The 24,542-nt window shown below is 74.7% G+C and carries 27 protein-coding genes and 1 pseudogene; 3 read left to right on the plus strand and 25 right to left on the minus strand.

Features of this window, described 5'->3' with window-relative positions; genetic code table 11:
- From A3CO_RS0124015 to rpsB, 10 genes are all read right to left on the minus strand, one after another.
- Positions 1-1,044 (minus strand): hypothetical protein (locus tag A3CO_RS0124015; protein WP_018334806.1); only part of this gene is annotated, 1,044 nt, incomplete at its 3' end.
- Between the two features lie 207 nt (positions 1,045-1,251).
- Positions 1,252-2,517, minus strand: a complete 1,266-nt coding sequence (locus A3CO_RS34100; RefSeq protein WP_018334807.1) for a GNAT family N-acetyltransferase — start codon at positions 2,515-2,517, stop codon at positions 1,252-1,254.
- Between the two features lie 7 nt (positions 2,518-2,524).
- A complete protein-coding gene (rlmN, locus tag A3CO_RS0124025; RefSeq protein ID WP_018334808.1) occupies positions 2,525-3,661 on the minus strand; it encodes a dual-specificity RNA methyltransferase RlmN in 1,137 nt (378 codons plus the stop codon).
- Positions 3,658-4,353, minus strand: a complete 696-nt coding sequence (locus tag A3CO_RS0124030; RefSeq protein WP_026204951.1) for a hypothetical protein — start codon at positions 4,351-4,353, stop codon at positions 3,658-3,660. Before A3CO_RS0124030 ends, rlmN begins: the two co-directional genes overlap by 4 nt.
- A gap of 51 nt (positions 4,354-4,404) precedes the next feature.
- On the minus strand, positions 4,405-5,118 hold the full coding sequence (locus A3CO_RS0124035) for a class I SAM-dependent methyltransferase (protein ID WP_018334810.1): 714 nt from the start codon (positions 5,116-5,118) through the stop codon (positions 4,405-4,407).
- On the minus strand, positions 5,118-5,987 hold the full coding sequence (locus A3CO_RS0124040; RefSeq protein ID WP_033414952.1) for a phosphatidate cytidylyltransferase: 870 nt from the start codon (positions 5,985-5,987) through the stop codon (positions 5,118-5,120). Before A3CO_RS0124040 ends, A3CO_RS0124035 begins: the two co-directional genes overlap by 1 nt.
- A gap of 28 nt (positions 5,988-6,015) precedes the next feature.
- The gene (gene frr, locus A3CO_RS0124045) at positions 6,016-6,573 is read right to left on the minus strand and encodes a ribosome recycling factor (protein WP_018334812.1); all 558 of its coding nucleotides are present in this window, start codon (positions 6,571-6,573) and stop codon (positions 6,016-6,018) included.
- Positions 6,574-6,598: 25 nt separating this feature from the next.
- Positions 6,599-7,363, minus strand: coding sequence for a UMP kinase (gene pyrH / locus A3CO_RS0124050; RefSeq protein WP_018334813.1), 765 nt, complete (start codon positions 7,361-7,363; stop codon positions 6,599-6,601).
- 82 nt (positions 7,364-7,445) lie between these two features.
- Positions 7,446-8,261 (minus strand): translation elongation factor Ts, encoded by an 816-nt coding sequence (gene tsf / locus A3CO_RS0124055; protein WP_018334814.1) that lies wholly within the window; start codon positions 8,259-8,261, stop codon positions 7,446-7,448.
- 73 nt (positions 8,262-8,334) lie between these two features.
- Complete coding sequence (gene rpsB, locus A3CO_RS34105; protein WP_018334815.1) at positions 8,335-9,345, minus strand: 30S ribosomal protein S2; 1,011 nt, start codon at positions 9,343-9,345, stop codon at positions 8,335-8,337.
- A 363-nt stretch (positions 9,346-9,708) separates the two neighbouring features.
- Between rpsB and A3CO_RS0124065 the strand changes: the two genes are divergently transcribed.
- A complete protein-coding gene (locus tag A3CO_RS0124065) occupies positions 9,709-10,257 on the plus strand; it encodes a M23 family metallopeptidase (protein ID WP_018334816.1) in 549 nt (182 codons plus the stop codon).
- An 81-nt stretch (positions 10,258-10,338) separates the two neighbouring features.
- Here A3CO_RS0124065 and A3CO_RS0124070 read toward each other — a convergent pair whose 3' ends face one another.
- From A3CO_RS0124070 to trmD, 10 genes are all read right to left on the minus strand, one after another.
- Positions 10,339-11,292: a FliA/WhiG family RNA polymerase sigma factor gene (locus A3CO_RS0124070; protein ID WP_157647829.1), complete on the minus strand. Its 954-nt coding sequence runs from the start codon at positions 11,290-11,292 to the stop codon at positions 10,339-10,341.
- Positions 11,293-11,296: 4 nt separating this feature from the next.
- Positions 11,297-12,322, minus strand: coding sequence for a tyrosine-type recombinase/integrase (locus tag A3CO_RS0124075; protein WP_018334818.1), 1,026 nt, complete (start codon positions 12,320-12,322; stop codon positions 11,297-11,299).
- A 270-nt stretch (positions 12,323-12,592) separates the two neighbouring features.
- Positions 12,593-13,756: a DNA-processing protein DprA gene (locus tag A3CO_RS0124080; protein ID WP_018334819.1), complete on the minus strand. Its 1,164-nt coding sequence runs from the start codon at positions 13,754-13,756 to the stop codon at positions 12,593-12,595.
- On the minus strand, positions 13,753-15,270 hold the full coding sequence (locus tag A3CO_RS0124085; protein ID WP_018334820.1) for a YifB family Mg chelatase-like AAA ATPase: 1,518 nt from the start codon (positions 15,268-15,270) through the stop codon (positions 13,753-13,755). The genes A3CO_RS0124080 and A3CO_RS0124085 overlap by 4 nt, the downstream gene beginning before the upstream one ends.
- Complete coding sequence (locus A3CO_RS0124090; protein ID WP_018334821.1) at positions 15,270-15,629, minus strand: YraN family protein; 360 nt, start codon at positions 15,627-15,629, stop codon at positions 15,270-15,272. The genes A3CO_RS0124085 and A3CO_RS0124090 overlap by 1 nt, the downstream gene beginning before the upstream one ends.
- A 149-nt stretch (positions 15,630-15,778) precedes the next feature.
- Positions 15,779-16,099, minus strand: a complete 321-nt coding sequence (locus tag A3CO_RS0124095) for a DUF2469 domain-containing protein (protein ID WP_018334822.1) — start codon at positions 16,097-16,099, stop codon at positions 15,779-15,781.
- On the minus strand, positions 16,096-16,845 hold the full coding sequence (locus A3CO_RS0124100; protein ID WP_018334823.1) for a ribonuclease HII: 750 nt from the start codon (positions 16,843-16,845) through the stop codon (positions 16,096-16,098). Before A3CO_RS0124100 ends, A3CO_RS0124095 begins: the two co-directional genes overlap by 4 nt.
- A 107-nt stretch (positions 16,846-16,952) precedes the next feature.
- The gene (gene lepB / locus A3CO_RS34110; RefSeq protein WP_018334824.1) at positions 16,953-18,719 is read right to left on the minus strand and encodes a signal peptidase I; all 1,767 of its coding nucleotides are present in this window, start codon (positions 18,717-18,719) and stop codon (positions 16,953-16,955) included.
- A gap of 29 nt (positions 18,720-18,748) precedes the next feature.
- Complete coding sequence (rplS, locus tag A3CO_RS0124110) at positions 18,749-19,108, minus strand: 50S ribosomal protein L19 (protein WP_018334825.1); 360 nt, start codon at positions 19,106-19,108, stop codon at positions 18,749-18,751.
- A 205-nt stretch (positions 19,109-19,313) separates the two neighbouring features.
- A complete protein-coding gene (trmD, locus tag A3CO_RS0124115; protein ID WP_018334826.1) occupies positions 19,314-20,084 on the minus strand; it encodes a tRNA (guanosine(37)-N1)-methyltransferase TrmD in 771 nt (256 codons plus the stop codon).
- A gap of 42 nt (positions 20,085-20,126) precedes the next feature.
- Between trmD and A3CO_RS0124120 the strand changes: the two genes are divergently transcribed.
- On the plus strand, positions 20,127-20,840 hold the full coding sequence (locus tag A3CO_RS0124120) for an MgtC/SapB family protein (protein ID WP_018334827.1): 714 nt from the start codon (positions 20,127-20,129) through the stop codon (positions 20,838-20,840).
- A 78-nt stretch (positions 20,841-20,918) separates the two neighbouring features.
- Here A3CO_RS0124120 and rimM read toward each other — a convergent pair whose 3' ends face one another.
- The 5 genes and pseudogenes from rimM to A3CO_RS0124145 all read right to left on the minus strand — a co-directional run bounded on the left by rimM (position 20,919) and on the right by A3CO_RS0124145 (position 24,008).
- Positions 20,919-21,443, minus strand: a complete 525-nt coding sequence (rimM, locus tag A3CO_RS0124125) for a ribosome maturation factor RimM (protein WP_018334828.1) — start codon at positions 21,441-21,443, stop codon at positions 20,919-20,921.
- Positions 21,444-21,445: 2 nt separating this feature from the next.
- Complete coding sequence (locus A3CO_RS0124130; protein WP_018334829.1) at positions 21,446-21,685, minus strand: RNA-binding protein; 240 nt, start codon at positions 21,683-21,685, stop codon at positions 21,446-21,448.
- A 10-nt stretch (positions 21,686-21,695) separates the two neighbouring features.
- Positions 21,696-22,055, minus strand: a pseudogene (gene rpsP, locus A3CO_RS34120) (30S ribosomal protein S16); the annotation flags it as partial.
- A gap of 148 nt (positions 22,056-22,203) precedes the next feature.
- A complete protein-coding gene (locus tag A3CO_RS0124140; RefSeq protein WP_018334831.1) occupies positions 22,204-22,932 on the minus strand; it encodes a 5-oxoprolinase subunit PxpA in 729 nt (242 codons plus the stop codon).
- Positions 22,932-24,008 carry an amidohydrolase family protein gene (locus A3CO_RS0124145; RefSeq protein ID WP_018334832.1) on the minus strand — a complete coding sequence of 359 codons (1,077 nt, stop codon included), beginning with the start codon at positions 24,006-24,008 and terminating at the stop codon, positions 22,932-22,934. The genes A3CO_RS0124140 and A3CO_RS0124145 overlap by 1 nt, the downstream gene beginning before the upstream one ends.
- A gap of 103 nt (positions 24,009-24,111) precedes the next feature.
- Here A3CO_RS0124145 and A3CO_RS34125 point away from each other — a divergent pair, with 103 nt between their 5' ends.
- A complete protein-coding gene (locus A3CO_RS34125) occupies positions 24,112-24,504 on the plus strand; it encodes a Uma2 family endonuclease (protein ID WP_157647830.1) in 393 nt (130 codons plus the stop codon).
- Positions 24,505-24,542: the final 38 nt, after the last annotated feature.

Below are 24,542 nucleotides of genomic sequence, written 5' to 3' on the forward strand. Positions count from 1 at the left end.
CGCGTCCACGACGTCGTTGTCCGAGCTCGAACCACCCGACGAGCCGCCGTCGCCCAGCACCGGCACGTCCGCGTCCACGACGTCGTTGTCCGAGCCGCCGGTCCCGGCACCGTCGCCCAGCGGGTCACCCAGGTCGATCCCACCGTCGCCGGTGCTCGGCAGGTCGCCGGGCAGCCCGGGCAGCCCGTCGCCGCCCGTGTCGGGCAGGTCGCCCGTCCCAGGCGTGTCACCCGCACCCGGCAGGTCGCCCGTCCCCGGCGTGTCCCCCGCACCCGGCAGGTCACCCGTCCCCGGCAGATCGCCCGTCCCCGGCAGATCGCCCGTCCCCGGCGTGCCGCCCGTCCCGCCGCCGGTGCCCGGGAAGCCCCCCTGACCGAACGGGAAGCCCGGCCCGAACGGCGAGCCGCCGGGGCCGAACGGGAAGTCGTCACCGAACGGCGAGCCGCCCGGCCCGAAGGGGAAGTCGTTGCCGAAGACGTCGTCGAAGTAGTCGCTGTCGTCGTAGTCGGGGATCGCCGGGGTCGTGCCCGTACCGGTGCCCGTCCCCGGGAAGGTCGGGAACGCCCCGACGCCACCGTTGCGATAGAAGTCGCGGAGGGCGTCGGCGTACACGCGGGCCGCGTCGGCCTGCTGCTGCGCCTGGGCGCGGGCCTGGTCGATGGCCTGCTGCACGGAGGCGGCGAAGTCGGCCGGGGAGACCCCGGTGGACGGGACCGTCACGATGCCGGCACCGGCGGTCGGGATGGCACCGGCGTTCGTCGTCGTGGTCGTGTCGGTGATCGTGGTCGTGTCACCGTTGACGATCGTGCCGCCCAGGGTGGCGATGTTGTTCCCGGACAGGATCCGGTTCCCGTTGCCGATGTTGCTCGTGTTGCGGGCCGTGATCGTGATGTCTCCGCCGGTGGTGTCCCCCAGACCGTTCCCCACGGTGGTGTTGCTCGCCGAGATGCGGTTCTGCGCATCGGCGGAGGCGAGGCCGGTCGTGGTCCCCAGACCCGTGACGACGATCGCGGCGGCAGCGACTGCGCGACGTGCGGCGTTCAATGGATTCGCTCCTCGTATCGCTGGCGTGGCGACTCCCCGCAGTCGCTCCGTGACGCAGAGCTAATCCCCGAACGGCCTAACGGCGCACTCCCCTCCAGACCGGGACAAACCGTGTGGGTGACCTAAACGATCGGTAAAGCGTACGACAAAACAGTTAAGTCTCGACGGGGTAGCGGTCGAGCGGCGACGAGATCACTGACGAGAAGGTCAGAACCGGGTGCCGTTCCAGGGCACGGAGGGGGCCGCGAGCATCCGCGCGAGGCGCGCCGCGGCGCCCGCGGACCGTTCCTCGAGTCGGTCGGCCCGGACGAGGACCCGGGGGTCCACCCCGCCCAGCACCACCGACCCGAGCGTCGGCGCCGGCATCCTGACGTCGGGCTCCCCCGGCTCCGTCCCGACGGCGGGTGCCACCCGGTCGTGGGTGTCGAGGCGCCAGCGCCCACGGGCGTGCCCGAGGGGGTCGGTGACCTCGATCGCCAGCGTGTCCTCGGTCGGGTAGCGCCGGGCACGCAGGAGGGCCGGGACGTCGAGCACCCGCAGCCACAGCATCGGCCGGCTCTCGCCGAGCACCACCGCCCGCGGGTCGGTGAGCAGCCACGGCAGCGGCTCGTCGACCGACGCCTCGGACCAGGTCACGGTGCCGACGAGGTCCTGCCCGCACAGGTGGCGCCAGAGCTCGATGTAGGCGGTCGGCGTCAGGGCCTGGAGGTCGACGACGCCGAGCGTCCCCGAGCCCGTGGCGTACCAGCTCTCCTCGACCCGGACGACGACGTAGCCCGCGGGTCGCCCGTCGTCGTCCCGCCAGACGACCACCTGACGGAGCCGGTCGGGCTCCAGCCCGTTCCACGGGCCCGCGCCCACCAGCACCTGGTCCCACTGCGACGGGAGCCGCTCGAGGGCTCCGGGGTGGCGACGCCGGGCACGGTCGTGCAGCGGGCGGGTCAGAGCGAGGGCGGCGTCCGGCCGCTCGACGACCTCGAGCGAACCCCGCGGCACGGCGTCGCGGAAGCGGGCGCGGGCGGTGTCGACGGTGAGCCGCCGGGTGTGGGTCGCGAGGCCGAAGCCCCAGCGTTCGTAGAGCGCGCCCTGGGTGGAGGTCAGGACGGCGGCCGCGGCGCCGGCCCGCGCGGCGGCGCCGAGGTCCTCGGTCAGCAGGCGGTCGGTCAGTCCCCGCCGCCGGTGGGTGGACCGCACGCCGATACCGGTGATCACATCCGCGGGCACCTCCCCGCCGGGCACCGTCAGGCGCGCGTCCCACGAGCGCAGGGTGGCGACCGGGGCCGGATCGGGGTCGGCGTAGGCGCCCCGCAGCCGGTTGCCCTCGAACGCGGTCCCGACGCGGGCGAGCATCTCGGCGTCGAGCCGCGGCCCGAGGAACGCCGCCAGCTGCGCGCGGGTCCACGCCACCGTGCCCGCGTCGACGGAGCCCTCGATGACCCGGGGGGAGAACGTCCGCACCTCCGGCGTCACCACCGGGCGATCATCCCCCGGTGGCAGCCAGCTGGCCGCAGGCGGCGGCGATCTCGCGTCCCCGCGTGTCGCGGACCGTGCACGCGACGCCGCCGTTGCGCACCCGCCGCACGAACTCCGCCTGCACCGGCGCGGGGCTCGCGTCCCACTTCGAGCCCGGCGTCGGGTTGAGCGGGATGAGGTTCACGTGCACGAGCCGGCCGAGGTGCTGGGAGGCCAGCTTGGCGAGCAGGTCGGCCCGCCACGGCTGGTCGTTGATGTCGCGGATGAGCGCGTACTCGATGGAGACGCGGCGGCCGGTGACGTCGGCGTAGTGCCGGGCCGCCTCGAAGACCTCGCGGACGGGCCACCGGGTGTTGACCGGCACCAGGGTGTCGCGCAGCTCGTCGTCGGGGGTGTGGAGGCTGACGGCGAGGGTCACCTGCAGCCCCTCGTCGGCGAGCCGGTGGATGGCGGGCACGAGCCCCACGGTCGACACGGTGACCGACCGCTGGCTGATGCCGAGCCCGGCCGGCGGGGCGTCGCAGATGCGGTGCACGGCGTCGACCACGCGACGGTAGTTCGCGAGCGGCTCCCCCATGCCCATGAACACGACGTTGGACAGCCGCGCCGGGACGCCGTCGCCGAGGGCGCCGTCGCGGGCCGCGGCCGCCGCCGAGCGGACCTGCTCGACGATCTCGGCCGTCGACATGTTCCGCTGCAGACCGCCCTGGCCGGTCGCGCAGAACGGGCAGGCCATGCCGCAGCCGGCCTGGCTGGAGATGCAGACCGTCGCCCGGTCCTGGTAGCCCATCAGCACGCTCTCCACGAGCGCGCCGTCGGCGGCCCGCCAGAGCGTCTTGCGCGTGGCGCCGCCGTCGCAGTCGACCACGGAGGCGGGCTCGAAGAGGTGCGGGAAGAGCTGCGCGGCGCTCTCCCGGGCCGCGGCCGGCAGGTCGGTCATCGACGCCGGGTCGGCCTCGAGGCGCGCGAAGTACTGGCGGGCGATCTGGTCCGCGCGGAAGGCCGGCAGGCCGAGCTCCGTCACTGCCGCCTTGCGGTCGTCCGGCGCGAGGTCGGCGAAGTGCCGTGGCGGGCGGGTGCGACGGGTCCCGGTGCCGGTCAGCGACAGGACGGGGAGCTGCCTCTCCGACTCGGTCTCCGTCATCGGATCCGGTCCCGCAGCGTCTCGAGCAGACCGATCCGGTCGGCCGCGGACACCAGCACCAGCACGCCGCACACGAGGCCGAGCAGGCCCTGGGAGACGAAGCCGGAGGCCTCCTGCGTGCTGATCACGGCCGCGAGCACCCCGAGCACCGCGAGTGCGATCCCGAGCCACTGGGTCGGGCGCTGCCCGGTCGAGCGCGACAGCGCGAGGAACGCCCCGCCGGTGATCACGGCGGCGATGCCGGGCGCCGCCTCCGACCAGGGGATCAGCCCGAGCAGCACCGACACCACGATGACCGCCCCGAGCGCGATGCCGCCGTAGCGCAGCAGGTCCGCCGAGCGGGACCCGTCGAACGGCCGCGAACCGCGCCGCCGGTTCTCGACGAGGATCACGACGACACCCGCGATCCCGACGGCGAGCAGCAGCGTGCCGGCGCCGTCGGCGCCCAGCCCGAGCGTCCCCACCGTCAGCCACGCCACCCCGACGAGGCACTCGACGAGCACCGGGTCGAGCCGGACCGCCCGGCCGCCCGGCGCGCGACCGCTCGACGACGGCGGCCGACCGCGCGGGGGACCCTGCGGCGGGCCGTACGACCCGGGCGGCGGGCCGGTGGGGCCACGACGGCCCGGCGCGGGGAAGCCGCCGCCGCGGTACGGATCACCGGGGCGCTGGCCGGGATGGGGGTACGACACGCCCTCCACGGTAGCCGCGTCCGGTGTGTCGCCGATGTGGGAGGGCCCTCCTCAGCGGGCGGAAAGGAGCCCGGCGGGCCGGTGGCGGACGTGGATCCGGTACGCCACCGGCAGCGCGAGGCCCGGGGTGCCGTCGACGGCCCGGTCGGCGACCGCGGGGGTGAACTCGATCCGCAGCACCGCGGCCATCGTCGCGCGGTCGGGGAAGCGCCAGAGGGTGTCGACGCGGCGGGTGGAGAACCCCTGTGCGGTGAAGAAGGCCGCGGCCCGGCGCGGGTCGTAGCCGGGGGCCGAGGCTCGCATCCACGCCCCGTAGGAGTGCCGGGTCGCGTCGAGGTCGACCACCACGAGCGCCCCACCGGGCCGCAGCACCCGGTCGGCCTCGGCGAGTCCCGGCTCGCAGCCCGGCCCGAAGAAGTAGGCGGTGCGGGCGTGCACCACGTCGACCGACGCGTCGGGCAGCGGGAGGGCCGCCGCACTTCCCCCGGTGACCGACACCGAGGGCAGGTCCGCGCACCGCGCCCGGGCACGGGCCACCAGCGGCGGGTGGGGCTCGACGCCGGTGACGCTGCGGGCCGTCGTCGCGAACCGGGGCAGGTGGTAGCCGTCGCCGCACCCGACGTCGAGCACGTCGCCGGAGAGGTCGACGCTCGCCGCGAGGGCCTCCCACAGCGCCCCGGTCGCGTCCTGCGCGGCGTTCTCGGCCTCGTAGACGTCGGGCCAGCGCCAGATGTTGGGGCTCTCGGCGACCCCGGGGAAGGTCATCAGGTGGCGTAGGGCAGGAACACGAACAGCAGCAGCCAGGCCACCGGCGCGGAGGTCACCAGCGAGTCGAGGCGCTCCATGAGGCCGCCGTGCCCCGGGATCGTGTGGCCCATGTCCTTGATGCCGAGGTCGCGCTTGACCAGCGACTCGACGAGGTCACCGATCACTGCGGTCACCACCAGCACCGGACCGAGAATCAGGCCGTACCACCACGCGCCGCCCAGCAGGAACGCGACGCAGAGCGAGGCCCCGGTGGCGCCGAGGACCATCGAGCCCCCGAGCCCCTCCCACGACTTCTTCGGGCTGACCTTGGGGGCCATCGGGTGCTTGCCGAAGAGCACGCCGGCCGCGTAGCCGCCGGTGTCGGAGCAGATGACGATGATGAGGAACGTCAGGACCCGGGCGGTACCGTCGGCGGGCACGACGAGCATGGCGCCGAACGCCATGCACATCGGGATCCAGACGAGGACGAGCATCGAGGCGCCGACGTCGCGGACGAACCCGGCCGCGCCGAGGCGCATGCGCCAGACGAAGCAGCCGAGCACGGTGACGACGAGGGCGCCGAGGATGCCCTCGGGGCCGAACGGCCAGGACAGCCAGATCATGGCCTGACCGCCGACGAGGACCGGGACCCGCGAGAGCCGGATGCCGGCCGCACGGTTCAGGGCCCCGAAGACCTCCCAGATCCCGATCGCGGCGGACACCGCGACGATGATGATCCAGGTCTGCCGCACGGTGAGCAGCGCCAGCAGGATGACCGCGCCCATGGCGAGGCCGACCCCGATGGCCAGCGGCAGGTTGCGCCCCGCGCGGGAGGACGAGCCACCCGGCTTGGCATCCCCCGTCGGGACCGCCACGTCCTCAGCCACCGCCCGAGACCTCCCGTCGGCTCTCCGCTCAGACCTCGAGCAGTTCGGCTTCCTTGGCCTTGACCATGTCCTCGATCTTGGTGATGTAGGTCGCGGTGACGCTCTCGAGCTCCTTCTCGGCCCGGGCCACCTCGTCCTCGCCGGCCTCGCCGTCCTTGACGATGCGCTGCAGCTCGCTCATCGCGGTGCGGCGCACGCTGCGGATGGAGACGCGGGCGTCCTCGCCCTTGCCGCGCGCGACCTTGACCATCTCGCGCCGCCGCTCCTCGGAGAGCTCCGGGAACACGACGCGGATGATCAGACCGTCGTTCGACGGGTTGACGCCGAGGTCGGAGTCGCGGATCGCGCGCTCCATCACGCCCAGGGAACTCTGATCGTACGGCTTGATGATCGCCATCCGCGCCTCGGGCACGCTCACCGAGGCGAGCTGGGGCAGCGGGGTGTAGGCGCCGTAGTACTCGACCTGGATGCGGTTGAACATCGCCGGGCTGGCCCGCCCGGTGCGCACACCCTGGAGATCGGCGCGCGCGGCGTCGACCGACTTCTCCATCTTCTCCTCGGCGTCGAGGAGGGTCTCGTCGATCACTTCGGGCTCCTCTCTGACGCCGGGCTCAGGACGCCGGGGTGTGGACCAGCGTGCCGATCCTCTCACCCCGGACCGCCCGCGCGATGTTCCCCTCGACCAGCAGGTTGAACACCATGATCGGCATCTGGTTGTCCATGCACAGGCTGAACGCGGTGGCGTCGGCGACCTTGAGACCCTTCTCCAGGACCTCGCGGTGGGTGATCTCCGTGTACATGGTCGCCGTGGGATCCACCTTCGGGTCGGCGGTGAAGACGCCGTCGACCCCCTTCGCCAGCAGCACCATCTCGCACTCGATCTCGAGGGCGCGCTGGGCGGCGGTGGTGTCGGTGGAGAAGTAGGGCATGCCGACGCCGGCGCCGAAGATGACGACGCGGCCCTTCTCGAGGTGGCGCATCGCGCGGCGGGGGATGTACGCCTCGGCGACCTGGCCCATCGTGATGGCGGTCTGCACGCGGGTGTCGATGTGGTGTTCGCGCTCGAGGAAGTCCTGCAGGGCGAGGCAGTTCATCACCGTGCCGAGCATGCCCATGTAGTCGCTGCGCTGGCGCTGCATCCCGGCCTGGGAGAGCTCCTCGCCGCGGAAGAAGTTGCCGCCGCCGATGACCACGGCGATCTGCACGCCGGAGGCGACGACGTCGGCGATCTGACGGGCGACGGTGGAGACGACGGTCGGGTCGACCCCGACGCCGCCCCCGCCGAACATCTCGCCACCGAGCTTGAGCAGGACCCGACGGGTCGGCCCCGAGGTCCAGGTACCGCTGCTGCGTTCGGCCTCGACGGTGCCGGTCACGGTCGATCTCCCCTCGTGCGCTGGCGGCGGTGCGACCGACGCCGGGCCGGTGACTGGCACCGACCCGGCGTCGGGAACGCGATCAGGCCTGGCCGACCTCGAAGCGGGCGAAGGTGCGGACGTCGACGCCCGCGTCCTTCAGCACCGCACCGACCGACTTCTTGTCGACCGACACCGAGTCCTGCTCGAGCAGGACGGTGTCCTTGTAGTAGCCGTTGAGCCGACCCTCGACGATCTTGTCGATGATCTTCTCGGGCTTGCCCTCCTCCCGCGCGGTGGCCTCGGCGACGCGGCGCTCGCTCTCCACGACGTCGGCCGGCACCTCCTCGCGGGTGGTGTAGAGCGGGCGGGCCGCGGCGACCTGCATGGCCGCGCCGCGGGCGGCCTCCTGGTCGTCCCCGGTGTAGGCGACGAGCACGCCGATCGCCGGCGGCAGATCGGAGGACCGACGGTGCAGGTAGGTGGTGGTGGGCCCGTCGAGCGTGACCACGCGACGCAGCTCGAGCTTCTCGCCGATGCGGGCCGAGAGGGCCTGCACGGCGTCGTCGACGGTGCCGTCGCCCAGCTTCGCGGCCTTGAGGGCCTCGAGGTCGGAGACCTTCTCGGAGATCGCGACGCCGAGGATGTCCTCGCCGAGCTGGATAAAGTCGGCGTTCTTCGCGACGAAGTCCGTCTCGGAGTTCAGCTCGATCATCGAGCCGTCGCGGGCGGCGACGATGCCGTTGGCGGTCGCGCGCCCGGCGCGCTTGCCGACGTCCTTGGCGCCCTTGATGCGCAGCGCCTCAATGGCCTTGTCGAAGTCGCCGTCGTTCTCCTCGAGCGCCTTCTTGCAGTCCATCATCCCGGAGCCGGTGGCCTCACGGAGCTTCTTCACGTCGGCGGCGGTGTAGTTCGCCATCGTGTTCCTGTCCTTGGTTCGGGTGGCTGGTTCCCGACGGCGGGTGCACGCGCACCCGCCGTCGGGAAGGGGGTCAGCGGCTGGCCTGGCCGTTCTCGGGGGTCCCGGCGGCCGGCGCGGCCTCGACCGCGTTGTCGTCGGCACCGCCCGGGGTCTCGGCGACCCCCGCGGTGCGCTCGGGACGGGCGTCCTCGCCGGTCGGCTGGACCTCGTCGCCCGCGGCAGCCGCGGTCGCCTCGGCCTCGACGCTCGCCACGGGGGCGTCGCCGCCCGCGTCGACCGCGGAGTTGGTCGGCAGGCTCTCCGGGGCGGAGGCGCCGTCGCCGCCGACCGGCGCGAAGTCGCGCTCGGCCTGGGCGTCCGCCGCCGGCTCGTCCTCGGTGCCGCTCTGGCGCTGGCCGCGGGCACGGAAGCCCTCGGCGCACGCCTCGGCCACGACCCGGGTGAGCAGGGCGGCCGAGCGGATCGCGTCGTCGTTGCCCGGGATCGGGTAGTCGACCTCGTCCGGGTCGCAGTTCGTGTCGAGGATCGCGACGACCGGGATGTTCAGCTTGCGAGCCTCGCCGACGGCGATGTGCTCCTTCTTGGTGTCCACGATCCACACCGCGCTCGGCACGCGGGCCATGTCGCGGATACCGCCGAGGGTCTTCTCGAGCTTCTCGTGCTCACGGGTGAGCATGAGGATCTCCTTCTTGGTGCGACCCTCGAACCCCCCGCTCTGCTCCATCGCCTCGAGCTCCTTGAGGCGGGTCAGACGCTTGTGCACCGTCTGGAAGTTCGTGAGCATGCCGCCCAGCCAGCGCTGGTTCACGTAGGGCATCCCCACGCGGTCGGCCTGCTCGGAGATGGCCTCCTGGGCCTGCTTCTTCGTGCCGACGAAGAGCACCGTGCCGCCGTGGGCGACGGTCTGCTTCACGAAGTCGTAGGCGCGGTCCACGTAGGACAGCGTCTGCTGCAGGTCGATGATGTAGATGCCGTTGCGCTCGGTGAAGATGAAGCGACGCATCTTGGGGTTCCAGCGCCGGGTCTGGTGTCCGAAGTGGACACCCGAGTCCAGCAGCTGTCGCATGGTGACGACGGCCATGGTGGTGGTACTACCTCTGTCTCTGCTGCGGTTGCCGCGCCGTTCCGGGTGGACCGGCGCCCTGGTGCCCCGGCCGCACGATCCGAATCCCCCGTGGGGGACCGCTCGGTGTGCGGGTGATGGCTCGCTCGAGGGCGGGCTGGTCGAGGCACGCGAAGTCGACCCACCGGTGGCGGGCCGCTGAGGTGCAGTCTACGCGGACGCCCGTTCCTGCCTTCGCTCGGTGCTCGCTAGGGCTGGCACGGTGGCAGCTGGGTGGCAGCTCGGTGGCAGCGAAGCGTCGTTGCTGTCATCCAGCGGGAGGAAATCCACTTCGTCGGGTTTTCCGGGAGCCGTCGCGGCCGCCCGTGCGTCGGTGCCCGTGTGAGGCTGGTGCTGGCGTTCCTGACGACGGGTCTGGTGCTGACGGCGGGCGCGTCGCCCGCCGTGGCCGACCCGGTCCTGCCGTCGATCCCGGTCCGCGCCTTCGGCTGGCCGGTGGCCGGGCTGTCCGACGGGGCGCCGACGGGCGGAGGTGTGGTGCGCCGCTTCCTGCCGCCGCCGACGCCGTACGGCCGGGGGCACCGCGGGGTCGACCTGGCCGGGACCGCCGGTGGTCCCGTCGTCGCGGCCGGGGCGGGCACGGTGGTGTTCGCCGGGATGCTGGCCAGGCGGGGCGTGGTGTCGGTGCAGCACGCCGGCGGGCTCCGTACGACCTACGAGCCGGTCCGGGCGACGGTCCCCGTCGGGGCGGTGGTCGCACGGGGGACGGTGCTGGGCGCGCTGGATCCCGGGCACGCGGGGTGCGGCGCGGTCGCCTGCCTGCACTGGGGCCTCCGGTGGGCCCACCCGCCGGGCGCCGCGCGGGAGCAGTACCTCGACCCGCTGCTGCTCGTCGGCCTCGGGCGCACCCGCCTGTGGCCGACGAGGTGATCCGCCACTGCCAGGCGCACGCCAGGCAGAGCAAGCTGTCCCGGCACCTGCGCCACGGCACCCTCGCGGGAGGACCGGGGCTCAGTCCGCGTGCGACTCCGCGAGGCGCGCCCGCAGCCGCAGGACCGCGCGGGTGTGCAGCTGGCAGACACGGGACTCGGTGACCCCGAGGACCTTGCCGATCTCGGCCAGCGTCAGGTTCTCGAAGTAGTACAGACCGACGATCGTCCGGTCGCGCTCGGCGAGCCCGCCGATGGCGTCGGCGAGCAGCCGGCGGGTCTCCCGCGACTCCATCGCCGCGACCGGGTCCTCGGCCGCGACGTCGGGCAGCGAGTCCGCGAGCGACGGCGCGCCCGCCCCGGTCCCGGCGCCGCCACCGGACGACCGGCCCGCCGACACCAGCTCGTCGAGCGCCGCGACGCTGGTCATCGCGATCTGCCCGAAGGTCGACCGCAGTTCGTTGGTCTCCATCCCGAGCTCGTCGGCGATCTCGGAGTCGCTGCAGGTCCGCTGCTCACGGGTCTCGCGCCGTTCGATCGCCCGCTCGATCTCGCGGGCCCGGGAACGCACCGAGCGCGGCACCCAGTCCTGGGAGCGCAGCTCGTCGAGGATCGCGCCGCGGATCCGCTGCATCGCGTAGACCTCGAACTTGCGGCCGCGGTCGGGCTCGAAGCGTTCGATCGCGTCGACCAGGCCGAAGATGCCGCACTGCACGAGGTCGGCGACGTCGACGTGGCTCGGCAGCCCGGTGCCGACGCGGCCCGCGACGTACTTGACCAGCGGGGCGTAGTGCAGCACCAGCCGGTCGCGGACCACGCGGTCGTCGGGCGCCTCGGCGTAGTCGGCCCACATCCGGGCGATGCCGGCCTCGACCATCGCCTCCTCGTCGGGCACCGAGCCGTCGGCGGCCTGACCGGGGTGGATGGTCGTCGGGCGGGCCCGCACGGCCACGTCACGGGCGGACCGGGACGTGGGGAACGCGGCGGGCGCGACCGCCCGGGCGGCGCTGCCCATCATGGCGGCGGCGGGCCGCATCGACTCAGGCTCGGGGATGCGCGGCGTCATGAACGGCCCTCAGTCGGTCGGCGGTCACGTGGGTGTACAGCTGCGTCGTCGCCGGCGAGGCGTGCCCGAGCAACTCCTGGACGCTTCTCAGGTCCGCTCCCCCTTCGAGCAGGTGGGTCGCCGCGGAGTGGCGCAACCCGTGCGGCGCGATATCGGGCGCGCCCGGCACCGAGCCCGCCGCGTCGTGGACGACGGCGCGCGCGATCCGCGGGTCGAGACGCCCGCCCCGGGCGCCGAGCAGCAGGGCGGGCGGTGAGCCCGCGACGACGAGGTGGGGGCGCCCGTCGGTGCGCCACGCGTCGAGCGCTGCGGCCGCGGGGGCCCCGAACACGACGGTGCGCTCCTTCGCGCCCTTGCCCAGCACGCGCAGCGTCCGGCGGGCGTCGTCGACGTCGTCGACGTCGAGGCCGCACAGCTCGGACACGCGGACACCGGTCGCGTAGAGCAGCTCGAGCAGCAGGTGGTCCCGCAGCGCGATCGGATCGCGCTCCGCCGCCCCGCGCGCCGCGTTGTCGAGCGCCGCCGCGGCCTGGTCGGCACGGAGCACCGACGGCAGCGTGCGGTGTGCCCGCGGCGAGGCGAGGCGCGCCCCGGCGTCGGTCGGCGCGTGCCCGGTCCGAACGGCCCACGCGGTGAACGCCCGGACCGAGGCGGCCCTCCGGGCCACCGTGGTGCGGCGGGCGGGGCGCCGGCCGGCGTCGCGTCGGCCGTCGGTCGACTCGCCCCGGCGACGGCCCGGCTCCTCGGCGCCGCCCTGGGCGAGCCACGACCGCAGGGCGGCGAGGTCGAGGTCGACCAGGGTGACCCCGCTCCCCCCGGCCGCGTCGCTGCGCCGGGCGGCGATCCGGGTGACCAGGTGGTGCAGGGCCGCGGAGACGTCGCCGGTGTAGGCCCGGACGGTGTGCTCGGACAGGCCGCGCTCGTACCGCAGGTGCGCGGTGAACTGCTCGAGCGCCCGCGCGAGCGCGGCGGGCAGCCCCTCGGTGCCCGCCGTGCCCACCGCGGAGATCCCGTTTTTCGTCGCGCTGTGTGACGAGTTCTCCGACCCGTCAACCCCCACATCACGGGGGTCCACGGGCGTCGCGGGCTCCGCCGCGTCGCGCTGCGGGTCCGCGTCGTGAGACGAGAATCTGCCGGTCATCGCCACGAGACTCCAAGTTCGACCGGGGGTCGTCAAGCACCGCCGCGCTCGCGTCGGTGACCGTGCGTGCCGAGCGGGCAACGGTCACACTCGTCGCGCTGTGCAACCGTTCGTCGCACGGAGCACGCGTCAGACGGACCGGCGCCACCCCCTCTCCCCGTCCGGGACGACCAGCCCCGCGGCGTGCAGTTCGTCGAGGGCCCCGCTGACCGCCCGCGGCACCACCCCGGACTCCCGGACGAGCTCCGGCACCGTGGCCGGGGCGTGCCCGCGCAGGGCACCGTGCACCCGCACCGCCGCGCCCGAGAGGCCGTCCGTGGGCGACGACCGCTCGTCGGCGGCGGGGGCGGGCAGCCGGTCCTCGCCGATCGGGGCCAGGTCCTCCAGCACGTGCGCGGCACTCCCGACGATCGTGGAGTAGCCGTCCCGGGCGAGGACGTGGTTGCCCACCGACAGCGCCGACGTCACCGGCCCCGGCACCACGAGCACCGGGCGACCCAGCTCCTTCGCGACGAGCGCCGTCCGGGCGGCCCCGCTGCGACGCGCCGACTCCACCAGCAGCGTGCCGGTGGCGAGCGCCGCGATGAGACGGTTCCGCACGAGGAACCGGTGCCGGGCAGGGACGGCACCCACCGGGTACTCGCTGACGACCACGCCCCGCGCCGCGATCGCCTCGAGCAACCGGCCGTGCGAGGCGGGGTAGGCGCGATCGATACCGCACGCGAGCACCGCGACGGTGACCCCGCCCGCCGCGAGGCAGCCGCGGTGCGCCTCCCCGTCGATCCCGAGCGCGGCGCCCGACACCACCGCCAGCCCGGCGTCGGCGAACGACGCCGACCAGTCGCGGGCCACCCACGAGCCGTAGCCGCTCGCCGCCCGGGACCCCACGACCGCCACGCTGCGCCCGTCGCTCGTGGCGAGCCCGGCGACCGACGCGGGGCCACGGACCCAGAGGCCCAGCGGGGCGACCCACTCCGCGTGGCCCGGCAGGGAGGCGAACCCCGCCATCGCCGTCGTCGGCCACTCCGGGTCCTCGGGCACGAGCAGCCGGCCGCCCAACGCCCGCGCCGCAGCCAGGTCGGTGACCGACCGGTCGTCGTCGCGGCGGGCGCCGACCTCCGCCCCGACGTGCGGCCCGAGGTCCGCCCCGCTTCGGATGCGCGCCGCGGCCTCGACCGGCCCGAGCAGCTCGGCCAGGTGCGACACCGCCGGTGCCGGCGGTTCCGCGACCCGCAGCAGGTAGGCGCGCGCCAGCAGGACGTCCTCCCCGACCGCCGCCACCGCGGCGCTCATGGCGCGGCTCCCTGCTGCTTGAGCTCGAGCGCGACGTGCATGTCGTCGGCATCGGGACGGTCGCCCCCACGCAGGTCGCACACCGTCCACGCCACCCGCAGACAGCGATCCAGCGCCCGGGCCGTCAGCAGGCCCGACCGCAGGAGGTTGTCCAGCTCCAGCGTGACGCCCCGCTCGACCGGGCACAGCCGGCGCAACGCCGGCCCGGGGACGTCCGCGTTGCTCCGCCACCCGGTGCCCGCCCAGCGATCGCGGGCCCGCTCGCGTGCCGCGAGCACCCGGGCCCGCACGGTCGTGGTGTCCTCCTCGCTCTCGTCGACGGCGCGATCGAGCGTGGTGATCGGCTGCAGCGTGATCTGGAGGTCCGTGCGGTCGAGCATCGGCCCCGACAGCCGGCTCCGGTAGCGACGGATGGCGTCGGGCCTGCAGGTGCAGTCCTCCGGCCGCGGCGGGGCGCAGGGGCACGGGTTCGCCGCCATCACCAGCTGGAAGCGCGCCGGGTAGCGCACCACCCCGTCCTTACGGGCGAGCCGCACCTCGCCCTCCTCCATCGGCGTCCGCAGGCCGTCGAGCAGGTGCGGGCCGAACTCGAACACCTCGTCGAGGAAGAGCACGCCGCGATGGGCCAGCGACACCGCACCGGGGCGCGCGAGGCCCGACCCGCCCCCGACGAGCGCGGCGGCCGACACCCCGTGGTGGGGTGCGACGAACGGCGGGGTGACCACGAGGTCCCCGTCCGGCGGCAGCGCACCGGCCAGGGAGCGCACGGCCGCGACCTCCATCGCCTCGGTGACCGACAGGTCGGGCAGCACCCCGATCAGCCGCCGGGCGATCATCGTCTTGCCGGACCCCGGCGGACCCACGAAGAGCAGGTGGTGGCCACCCGCGGCCGCGATCTCCGCCGCCCGGCGCGCCCCGCCCTGCCCCACCACCTCCCCGAGGTCCTCGACGGTCCGCGGGCGAGCGAGCGGGGGCCGCGACGGCGCCCGCGTCAGCGTCCCCGTGCCGTCCAGCCAGGCCAGCACGTCGGCGAGGTGGCCCGCGCCGAGGAGCTCGACGTCGCCCACGAGGGACGCCTCCTCGAGACAGTCCTCGGGCACCACCACCCGACGGATGCCGGCCCGCCGGGCCGCCACGACGCAGGGCAGCACGCCCCGGATCGCGCGGATCCGACCGTCGAGGGCCAGCTCGCCGAGCAGCACGACGCCCTCCAGCGCCGACGGCCGCACCCGGCTGTCGGCGGCCAGGACCCCGCAGGCCAGCGCCAGGTCGTAGCTCGACCCCTGCTTGGGCAGCGTGGCCGGGGACAGCGCGAGCGTGATCTTCCGCGCCGGCCACGGTTTGCCGGAGTTCACCACCGCGGCGCGCACCCGGTCCCGCGCCTCGGCCAGCGCGGCGTCGGGCAGGCCGACCAGCGAGAGCCCGGGCAGCCCCGGCCCGACGTCGGCCTCGATCTCCACCAGGTCGCCGTCGACGCCGTGCAGCCCGATCGACCACGAGCGCGCGAGCCCCATCAGAAGGCTCCCTCGTAGTGCTCCACGCGCGGCTCCTCGCCGCGCACGAGCAGCACCGAGACCACGTCGAAGCGCACCTCGCACCAGCGCGCCCGCGACTCCGCGAGCCACTGGTGCGCGAGCCGGCGGATCCGCGCCGCCTTGGTGCGCGTCACCGCCTCGACCGGCCGCCCGTAGCCGGTGCCCGAGCGGGTCTTCACCTCGCAGACGACCAGCCGGTCCCCGTCGGTGGCCACCACGTCGAGCTCACCCTCGCGCCGCCGCCAGTTCCGCGCGAGCACCACCAGGCCCCGCGCCGTCAGGTGCTCGACCGCGAGGTCCTCCCCCGCGCGCCCCAGTTCGTCCTTCGCCGCCGCCACGTCCGTCCTCCCACCGCCGCCGTCCGATCACCACGGTGGCGACGACGCACCCCGCCGCGCGAACAGCGAGCGGTGCTCTGGGGACAGCCGGGGGCTGGGGACGGATGGGTGGGCCGTGCGCCGTCAGCGCGGCGACGGGTGGCGCAGCGTCAGCCGCCGAACGGACCGTCGTCGAGGCGCAGGTCCGGCTTCTCGAGCTCCTCGACGTTGACGTCCTTGAACGTCACCACGCGCACGTTCTTCACGAAGCGCGCCGGGCGGTACATGTCCCACACCCACGCGTCGGACATCCGCACCTCGAAGTAGACCTCGCCGTCGGCGTTGCGGACGGCGACGTCGACCGAGTTCGCCAGGTAGAAGCGGCGCTCGGTCTCCACGACGTAGGAGAACTGGCTCACGATGTCGCGGTACTCGCGGTAGAGCGACAGCTCCATGTCGGTCTCGTACTTCTCGAGATCCTCCGCGCTCATGGTCCCTCTCCCCCCTCCGCGTCCGGGTCGTCCGCGTACTCGTCGAACGCCTCATTGTGGCCCACCGCTGCCGGTGGTGAGTCTGCCGCCCGCCCTCCGGCGAGGCGAGCCGCCCCGGCGACGTTCACGAAGCTGTAGCGGTGATCGGGGCTCGGGCCGTGCGCCGCGAGCGCCGCCGTGTGCGTCGGCGTGCAGTAGCCCTTGTGCACGTCGAAGCCGTACTCCGGACGACGCTCGTGCAGCTCCGTCATCAGGACGTCCCGCGTGGTCTTCGCGAGGATCGAGGCCGCCGCCACGCAGGCGGCCGCGAGGTCACCCTTCGGCACCGCGAGGCTCGGCACCCCGAACCCGGTGACCGGGAAGCCGTCGGTGAGCACGTAGCCGGGGCGCACCCCGAGCTGCGCGACCGCACGCCGCATGCCGTCGATGTTGGCCGCGTGCACGCCCCGGTGGTCGACCTCCACGGGGTCGACCAGGACGACGCGGTGGTCCACCGCGCGCCGACGCACGATCACCGCGAGCCGCTCCCGCTCGGACGCGGAGAGCAGCTTCGAGTCGGTCAGCCCGTCGAAGTGCTTCGCGTCGTTCGGCCGCAGGATGCAGGCGGCGACCGCGAGCGGTCCCGCGCAGGCCCCCCGGCCGGCCTCGTCGACCCCGACGACGGGTCCGAGGCCGTGCCGCTCCAGCGCCGACTGCAGCGCCCAGGCCTCGCTGGACCGGCGGACGATCGCGCGGGGCGGCTGCACCCCGGTCCGCGGGGGCAGCGGCTTGCGGATACGACGGGGCGGACGTCCCCCGGAGGGCTGACCCACGCTCCGGGAGCGCCCGTCCCCGGGGCGGGGACGGGCGGTGGTCACTCGCGTGCGGGCCCTTCCGGACGGCGGCTCGGGTCCGGCGGGGCGCCGGTCGTCGCCTCGGCGACCGCGCGACGCAGCCGTCGGCCGCCCCACACCACGGGGACGGCGAGCAGCGCGCCGGCGACCTCCGGGGTGCCCTCGGGCGGACCGCCGGTTCCCGACGGCGGGGCGAGGGCGGTCGCCGCCTGCTGCTGCGGGTCGATCGCCGGCACCGTGCGCCAGCGGGTGATCGGGAGGACGACGACGCGGACCTTGCCGATGACGTCGTCGAGCGGGACCGGGCCGTGGAAGCGGGCGTCCGCCGAGTTGTTGCGGTTGTCGCCCATCACCCAGAGCTGGCCCTGCGGCACCTGCACGGGGTCGAACGCGGCCTGCCGGTCGCCGAGCCCGGACTGGTAGTAGAGGTACGGCTCGGTGAGGGGCTGCCCGTCGACGAGCACCCGGTTCTGGGCGTCGCAGCACTGCACGGTCTGGCCGCCGACGGCGATGACGCGCTTGACGAAGTCCTTCTCGTTCGGCGCCGCGAGCCCGACGAGCGAGAGCGCCTCCTGGAACCCCCGGACGATCGGGTTGCCGGAGGGCTGGTTGTCGCCCACCTCGTCGTTGTCCAGCCACGCGGGCGGGCCCTTGAACACGACGACGTCGCCGGGCGCCGGGTCGGTGAAGCGGTAGCTGACCTTGTCCACCGCGACGCGGTCGTTCGCGCAGCCGGTGCAGCCGTGCAGCGTCTGCTCCATCGACGCCGACGGGATGACGTAGATCCGCGCGATGAAGGTCTGGATGACGAAGGTCAGGACGATCGCCACGACCACCAGCAGCGGCAGCTCGCGCCAGAAGGAGCCCTTGCGCTTCCTCTTGCCGCCCGGCGTCGCGGCGGCCGCGCCGTCCTTGCTGCGGGCGCGGCGGCCGGGCCCGGCGGACCCGGCGTCGTCGTCCACGCGCCCCGGTCCGGAGGCCGCACCGCGACGGCGGCCCGCGGGACGCTCGTCGTCGCCGACGGCGGCTCCGTCGACCTGGGTGTCGGCGGCCGCGCCACGGCGGTGCTTGTGCTTGCCGGTGTCCGGGCCGAGCCCGGTGGTCTGGGTGACGTCCGACCCGTCGTCGGGATCGACGACCTTCGACGGCGGCGGGGTCCCGCCGGCGAGGAGGGGGACGTCGCGCTGCGGCGGGGCGGCCGCGGCCTCGGCCGACGGCTGCACCGCGGTGGGGGCTGGCCGACCGGCCCACTGCTCACCGGTGGTCGGGAGCGGACCGTGCCCGTTGGAGGGCGGCCCGGCGGGACGACCGTTCGGCGGCCCGTAGCCGTGCGGGGGCGACGGCGGGGCCTGCCCGTAGGGCGGCGACGGGGGCGCCTGGCCGTACGGGGACACCGGCGGCGCCTGACCGTAGGGCGGCGAGGGCGGAGCCTGGCCGTAGGGCGGCGACAGCGGGGCCTGACCGTAGCGCGGCGGGAGCGGCGCGGGGCCGCGGCGGGCGTCGCGGGGTGGACCGGACGGCAGCGCGGTCGGCGGCGGCCACTCGGCCGCGGGACGACGTCCGCCGAGGGGATCCGGGTCGGGGGCACCGTGCCGGCCCGCGGCCGGGCCGAACCGGTCCTCGTCATGCGGGGGCGCCTGGCCGTGCCGACCGGCGGACCACCGGTCACCCACGTCGCCGTACGCGTCGTCGGTGGGGGCGGCCTCACCGGGCCCGCCCCACCGCGGATCGGTCCCGCCGTGGCGGGGCTCGCGGTAGCGACGGCCGGGCTCGTCGGTCGGTGGCACGACGTCAGGCTAGGAGACGGCGGGCCGCGTCAGGACGCGGAGGTCGTCTCGCGCTTCTCGCGGATCTTCGCGGCCTTGCCGCGCAGCTCCCGGAGGTAGTAGAGCTTGGCGCGGCGGACGTCACCGCGGGTCACGACCTCGATGTGGTCGATGTTCGGGGTGTGGACCGGGAAGGTGCGCTCCACCCCGACGCCGAAGCTGACCTTACGGACGGTGAAGGTCTCGCGGAGTCCGCCACCGTGGCGGCGGATCACGACGCCCTGGAAGACCTGTACACGAGAGCGTGAACCCTCGATGACCTTGACGTGCACCTTGACGGTGTCACCCGGGCGGAAATCCGGGATGTCGGAGCGCAGCGAGCGCGCGTCGAGCTCGTCCAGGGCGTTCATGGTCTGTCGTCCTCGCCTGTCTCGGGTCGGCTCCGGGCCCGCGCGGCACCGTCGGGATGGAGACGGTGGGCGACCCGGACGACCGGATGGGTGTCGTCCCTGTCACGGGGGACCGCCCGGAAGGCGGCCCGCGGCCCGTGGCAACTCCCCCAGTCTGCCAGACGGCTCAGCCACGCCGGGCAGGCGGGGCGGTCGGCCACGACCGTCAGGAGCCGGAGCCGGGCACCTCGTAGCCCGCCGCCGCCAGCACCTCGCGGTCGTGCCGGTCGAACGACGCCGGACCGAGCCGGTCCAGCAGGTCCGGCCGCACCGCGGCGGTCCGCTCCAGCGACCGGTCGCGGCGCCACCGGGCGACGGCGCCGTGGTCCCCGGACCGCAGCACCGGCGGCACGTCGAGGTCCCGCCACGACTCCGGGCGGGTGTACGCGGGGGCCTCCAGCAGGCCGTCGGAGAACGAGTCCAGCTCGGCCGAGGCCGGGTTCCCGAGCACGCCGGGGACGAGCCGCGACACGGCCTCGACGACCACGAGGGCCGCGACCTCGCCGCCGGCCAGGACGTAGTCGCCGAGCGAGAACTCCTCCACCGGTCCGTGGCGGGCCGCGTCCACCGCGACCCGGCCGTCGATCCCCTCGTAGCGCCCGCAGGCGATCGTCAGCCGGGAGCCCGCCGCCCACCCGGCGACGCGGCGCTGGGTGAGTGGCGCACCCGCGGGCGTCGGGACCAGCAGCACCCCGGGGTCGTCGGGCACGGCCGCGCGCACCGCGTCGAGCGCCTCGCCCCACACCGTCGGGGTCATGACCATGCCCGGCCCACCGCCGTACGGTGCGTCGTCGACCGCCTGGTGCACGCCGGACGCCCACCGCCGCAGGTCGTGGACGTGCAGGTCGATCAGACCGGCACGTCGGGCGCGCCCGACGATGGCGTCGTCGAGCGGCGCGAGGTAGTCGGGGAAGATCGTGACGACGTCGATGCGCACGCCGGGGATCCTGCCGGTCGGCGGCGCGGGAGAGGACGCGAGGTGTTCTGGACGACGGGTCTGGCCGGTCAGCTGGGGGTGCTCGCGCCCCTCGCGCTCGCCCTCGTGCTCTCGTCGCTGGTGGGGATCGAACGGGAGCTCGCCGCCAAGAGCGCGGGGCTGCGGACCCACGCGCTGGTCGGGGTGGGTTCGGCCGCCTTCATGCTCGTGTCGAAGTACGGCTTCGACGACCTGGTGGGGCTCGAGCACGTGTCCCTCGACCCGTCGCGGGTCGCCGCCCAGATCGTCTCGGGCATCGGGTTCATCGGCGGCGGGCTGATCTTCGTCCGCCGGGACGCCGTCCGCGGCCTGACGACGGCCGCGACGGTCTGGGTGGTGGCCGCCGTGGGCACCGCGTGCGGGGCCGGCCTGCCGTTGCTCGCCGGGGCGGGGGTCGTCGCGCACTACCTCGTGACCCGCGGCTTCCGGCCGCTCGCCCGGGCCCTGTCGCGGAACTCCGGCGCGCCCCGCGCGGTGCACGTCTCCTACGCCGACGGGCGCGGCGTGCTGCGTCAGGTCCTCACGAGCGCGACCGAGCGTGGCTTCGCGGTGGCCGGCATGACGGTGGACCGCGACGGCACCGAGGACGGCACCGCGGCGGTGACCCTCTCCCTGCTGGGCCGCATCCCGCTGCACCCGCTCACCAGCGAGCTCGCCGAGATCCCGGGCGTGCGCGGGGTGCGGATCGCCGAGGACGACGAGGAGCCGGCGGACTGACGGCCCCCGGTGACAGCGGAGCGTCGTCGCTACCACTGGATGACAGCAACGACGCTCCGCTGTCACCGGGAGGGGCGCCTACTCCGGGTCGAGCAGCCCCTCGGGCGGGTCCAGGACGACGCGGCCGCCGTCGACGTCCACCGTCGGCACGATGGCGTGCACGAACGGCACGAGCAGCTCGGTGCCGTCGCGGTCGACGACGAGCAGCTCGCCGCCCGCGCCGTGGTCGACCGCGGTGACCGTGCCGATGACGGTGCCGTCGGTCAGCTCGACCCGCAGGCCCTCGAGCTGGTGGTCGTGGTACTCGTCCGGGTCCTGAGGGGCCGACTCGGCCGGCGGGGCGGACAGCACCGCCCGGCGGAGTCGCTCGGCGGCGTCCCGGTCGGTGACCTCCTCGGCGGCGAGCAGCAGCCGCCCGGAGTGCCAGCGGGCCCCGAGAACCGTCAGGAACCCGCCGTCGGGAAGGCGGAGCCGGGCGCCGGGGGCGAACCGCGTCTCGACGTCGTCGGTGGACGGCTCGACGACGAGCTCCCCGCGCAGCCCGTGCACCTTGACGACCCGTCCGACGACACGCAGGTCGGACGGGTCGTGCTCAGCGGCCACGGTCAGCGGTCGGTGTCGACGACGTCGACCCGGACCCCGCGACCGCCGACGCCGCTGATCACGGTGCGCAGCGCGGTGGCCGTCCGTCCGCCGCGGCCGATGACCTTCCCGAGGTCGTCGGGGTGGACCCGCACCTCGAGGGTCCGGCCACGACGGTTGGTGACGAGGTCGACCGAGACCTCGTCGGGGTGCGTGACGATGCCACGCACCAGGTGCTCGAGAGCCTCGGCGAGATCACTCATCGAGGGCTCACTCGGCAGCGGCGTTGCCGCTGACCTTGGCGAGCTCCTCGTTGAAGCGGGCCTGCTTGTCGACCTTCTCCGCCTTCGTCTGCAGGCGGCCCTCGGTGTGCGGGAGGCCCTTGAACTTCTGCCAGTCGCCGGTGATCTTCAGCAGGCTGTGGACGGGCTCGGTCGGCTGCGCGCCGACACCCAGCCAGTACTGCGCCCGCTCCGAGTCGATCTTGATCGTGCTCGGGTTGTCCTTCGGGTGGTACTCGCCGATCGTCTCGATGACGCGCCCGTCGCGACGGTTACGGGCGTCGGCGATGACCACACGGTAGTGGGGCTCGCGGATCTTGCCCATGCGGGCGAGCTTGATCTTGACGGCCACGGGTCCGGTGTACTCCTCGTTCGCGGTACTGCTCGAGTGCTCGACGTCCCCGCGCGGCGTGGGGTGCCGTGCGTGCGCCGGAGGTCCGACGGTCACGGCCCAGGGAGAGGGTGGCCGTGACGCAACTCCCCCATTGTGCCAGGCCCCGTCACGACGACGGGTCGGCGGGCTCCGATTCCAGCGCCGCGCGCACCGCGCGGGCGTTCCCGACGGCCTCCGGCGTGTCGCCGTGCAGGCACAGCGAGTCGGCGCGCACGGCGAGCTCGGTGCCGTCGACCGCCACGATCACCCCGTCGCGGGCGAGGCGCACCGCGCGCTCGACGACGGCGTCGGTGTCCGGCAGCAGCGCGCCGGGTTCGGAGCGTGGCACCAGCGTCCCCGCCGCGGTGTAGCCCCGGTCGGCGAAGGCCTCGGCGATCGTCACGAGCCCGGCGTCGGCGGCGAACTCCAGCAGCTTCCCGCCCGGCAGCGCCATCACCGGCAGGTCGCCGGCCGCACGCGCTGCGTCGACGACCGCCCGTGCCTGCGCCTCGTGGTGCACGACCGTGTTGTAGAGCGCGCCGTGCGGCTTCACGTACTCGACCGTGCCGAACGCCCGCAGCGCCCCGATCTGGTAGAGGATCTCCGCCGTCAACGTCTCCGGGTCGACGTCGAGGAACCGGCGCCCGAAGCCGGCGAGGTCGCGGTAGGACACCTGGGCCCCGATCCGCACGCCGCGCTCGGCCGCCCGGGCGCACACGCGGCGCATGGTCGAGGCGTCGCCGGCGTGGAAGCCGCAGGCGACGTTGGCCGAGGTGACGATCTCGAGCAGGGCGTCGTCGTCGGTCAGCGCCCACGGGCCGAAGCCCTCGGCGAGGTCGGCGTTGAGGTCGAGCATCAGGTCAGGTCCCTCCCCCGCCGCAGGACGGCGACGGGCCGACGCAGCACGTCGAGGTCGGCGCGCGGGTCCCCAGGAGTGATCACGACGTCGGCCGGTGCCCCGGCCTCCAACCCCGGCCGCCCCAGCCACGTCCGGGCCGCCCCCGACGCCGCCGCGAGGGCCCGCTCCGCCCCGAGCCCGACGTCCGCCAGGGCCGCGATCTCGTCGACGATGCGGCCGTGCCGGATGCCACCGCCCGCGTCGGTTCCCGCGTAGACCGGGATGCCGGCGTCGATCGCGGCGGCGACGGTGTCGTGGGCACGCGCGTACAGATCCCGCATGTGGGTGCCGTACGCCGGGAACTTCTCCCCCGCGGCGTCCGCGAAGGACGGGAAGTTCTCGACGTTGACCAGCGTCGGCACCAGCGCCGTCCCCCGCTCCACCATCATCGCGATCGTCTCGTCGGTGAGTCCCGTGCCGTGCTCGATGCAGTCGATGCCCGCCCCGATGAGCCCCGGCAGGGCGTGCTCGCCGAACACGTGGGCCGTCACGCGGGCGCCCCGGGCGTGGGCCGCAGCCATCGCCTCGGCGAGCACGTCCTCGGGCCACAGCGGCGTGAGGTCCCCGGCGTCCCGGTCGATCCAGTCGCCGACGAGCTTCACCCACGGGTTGCGCGCGGCCTGCTCGTCGACGAGGCGGGGCAGCTCCGTCGGGTCCTCGGCGTCGATCGGCAGCCCGCGGATGTAGCGCTTGGGCCGGGCCAGGTGACGACCCGCGCGCACGATCTCGGGCATCCGCGGGTCGTCGTCGAGCGGGCGCGTGTCGATCGGCGAACCGCAGTCGCGCAGCAGCAGCGCCCCCGACGCGGCGTCGGTGTGCCCCTGGGCGCGCGCCTCCTCGAGCTCCACCGGACCGTCCGGGCCGATCCCGACGTGGCAGTGGGCGTCCACCAGCCCCGGCAGGATCCACCCGTCGATCCGCTCGGCGTCCGCGACGGGCTCGGCGCTGATCAGGCCGTCCGCGCCGACCCAGAGGTCGCGCGGCTCGTCGTCGCCGCTGCCGTCGAGGACCGGGCCGTGGAGATGGAGGGGCACGGGCGGGGAGCCTAGGAGACCTCGCAGCCGCGTGAGTCGCTCCGGACGACGAGATCGTGCCCGGTCCCCGTCCCGACGACGGCTCGCGCGCTACGGTCGCGCGGTGGATCCCGTGGCCGCGCTCATCGCGGGCGCGCTCGAGGCCCAGGCCCCGGCCGACCTCGCCGTCGTCCGCCGCGCCCCGGTGCACTTCCCCGGCGGGGTCGTCCGCACCCCCGCCCTGCTGGTCGTCGGCCCGGCCCGCAGGTCGTACGGTCCGGCCGACGTCCTCCTCGCCGTCGAGGTCGAGCCGACCGACGACGACCGGACGAGCTCCCCCGCCGTCTACGGCGAGCACGGCGTCCCGCACGTCTGGCGGGTCACCCCGGAGCCGCCGACGATCCGCGTGTTCGCGCTGCGCGAGGGCGTGCACCAGCAGGTCGCGGCGTCGGCGCACGTCCTCGCCCACGCCCCGTTCCGGCTGCGGGTCGACCTCACGGCCCCGCCGGTGCGATGAGCACCGCCGACGACGTCCACCGGCTCGCGCGGGCGATG

It is taken from the genome of Actinomycetospora chiangmaiensis DSM 45062 (genome assembly GCF_000379625.1).
Taxonomy (GTDB): domain Bacteria; phylum Actinomycetota; class Actinomycetes; order Mycobacteriales; family Pseudonocardiaceae; genus Actinomycetospora; species Actinomycetospora chiangmaiensis.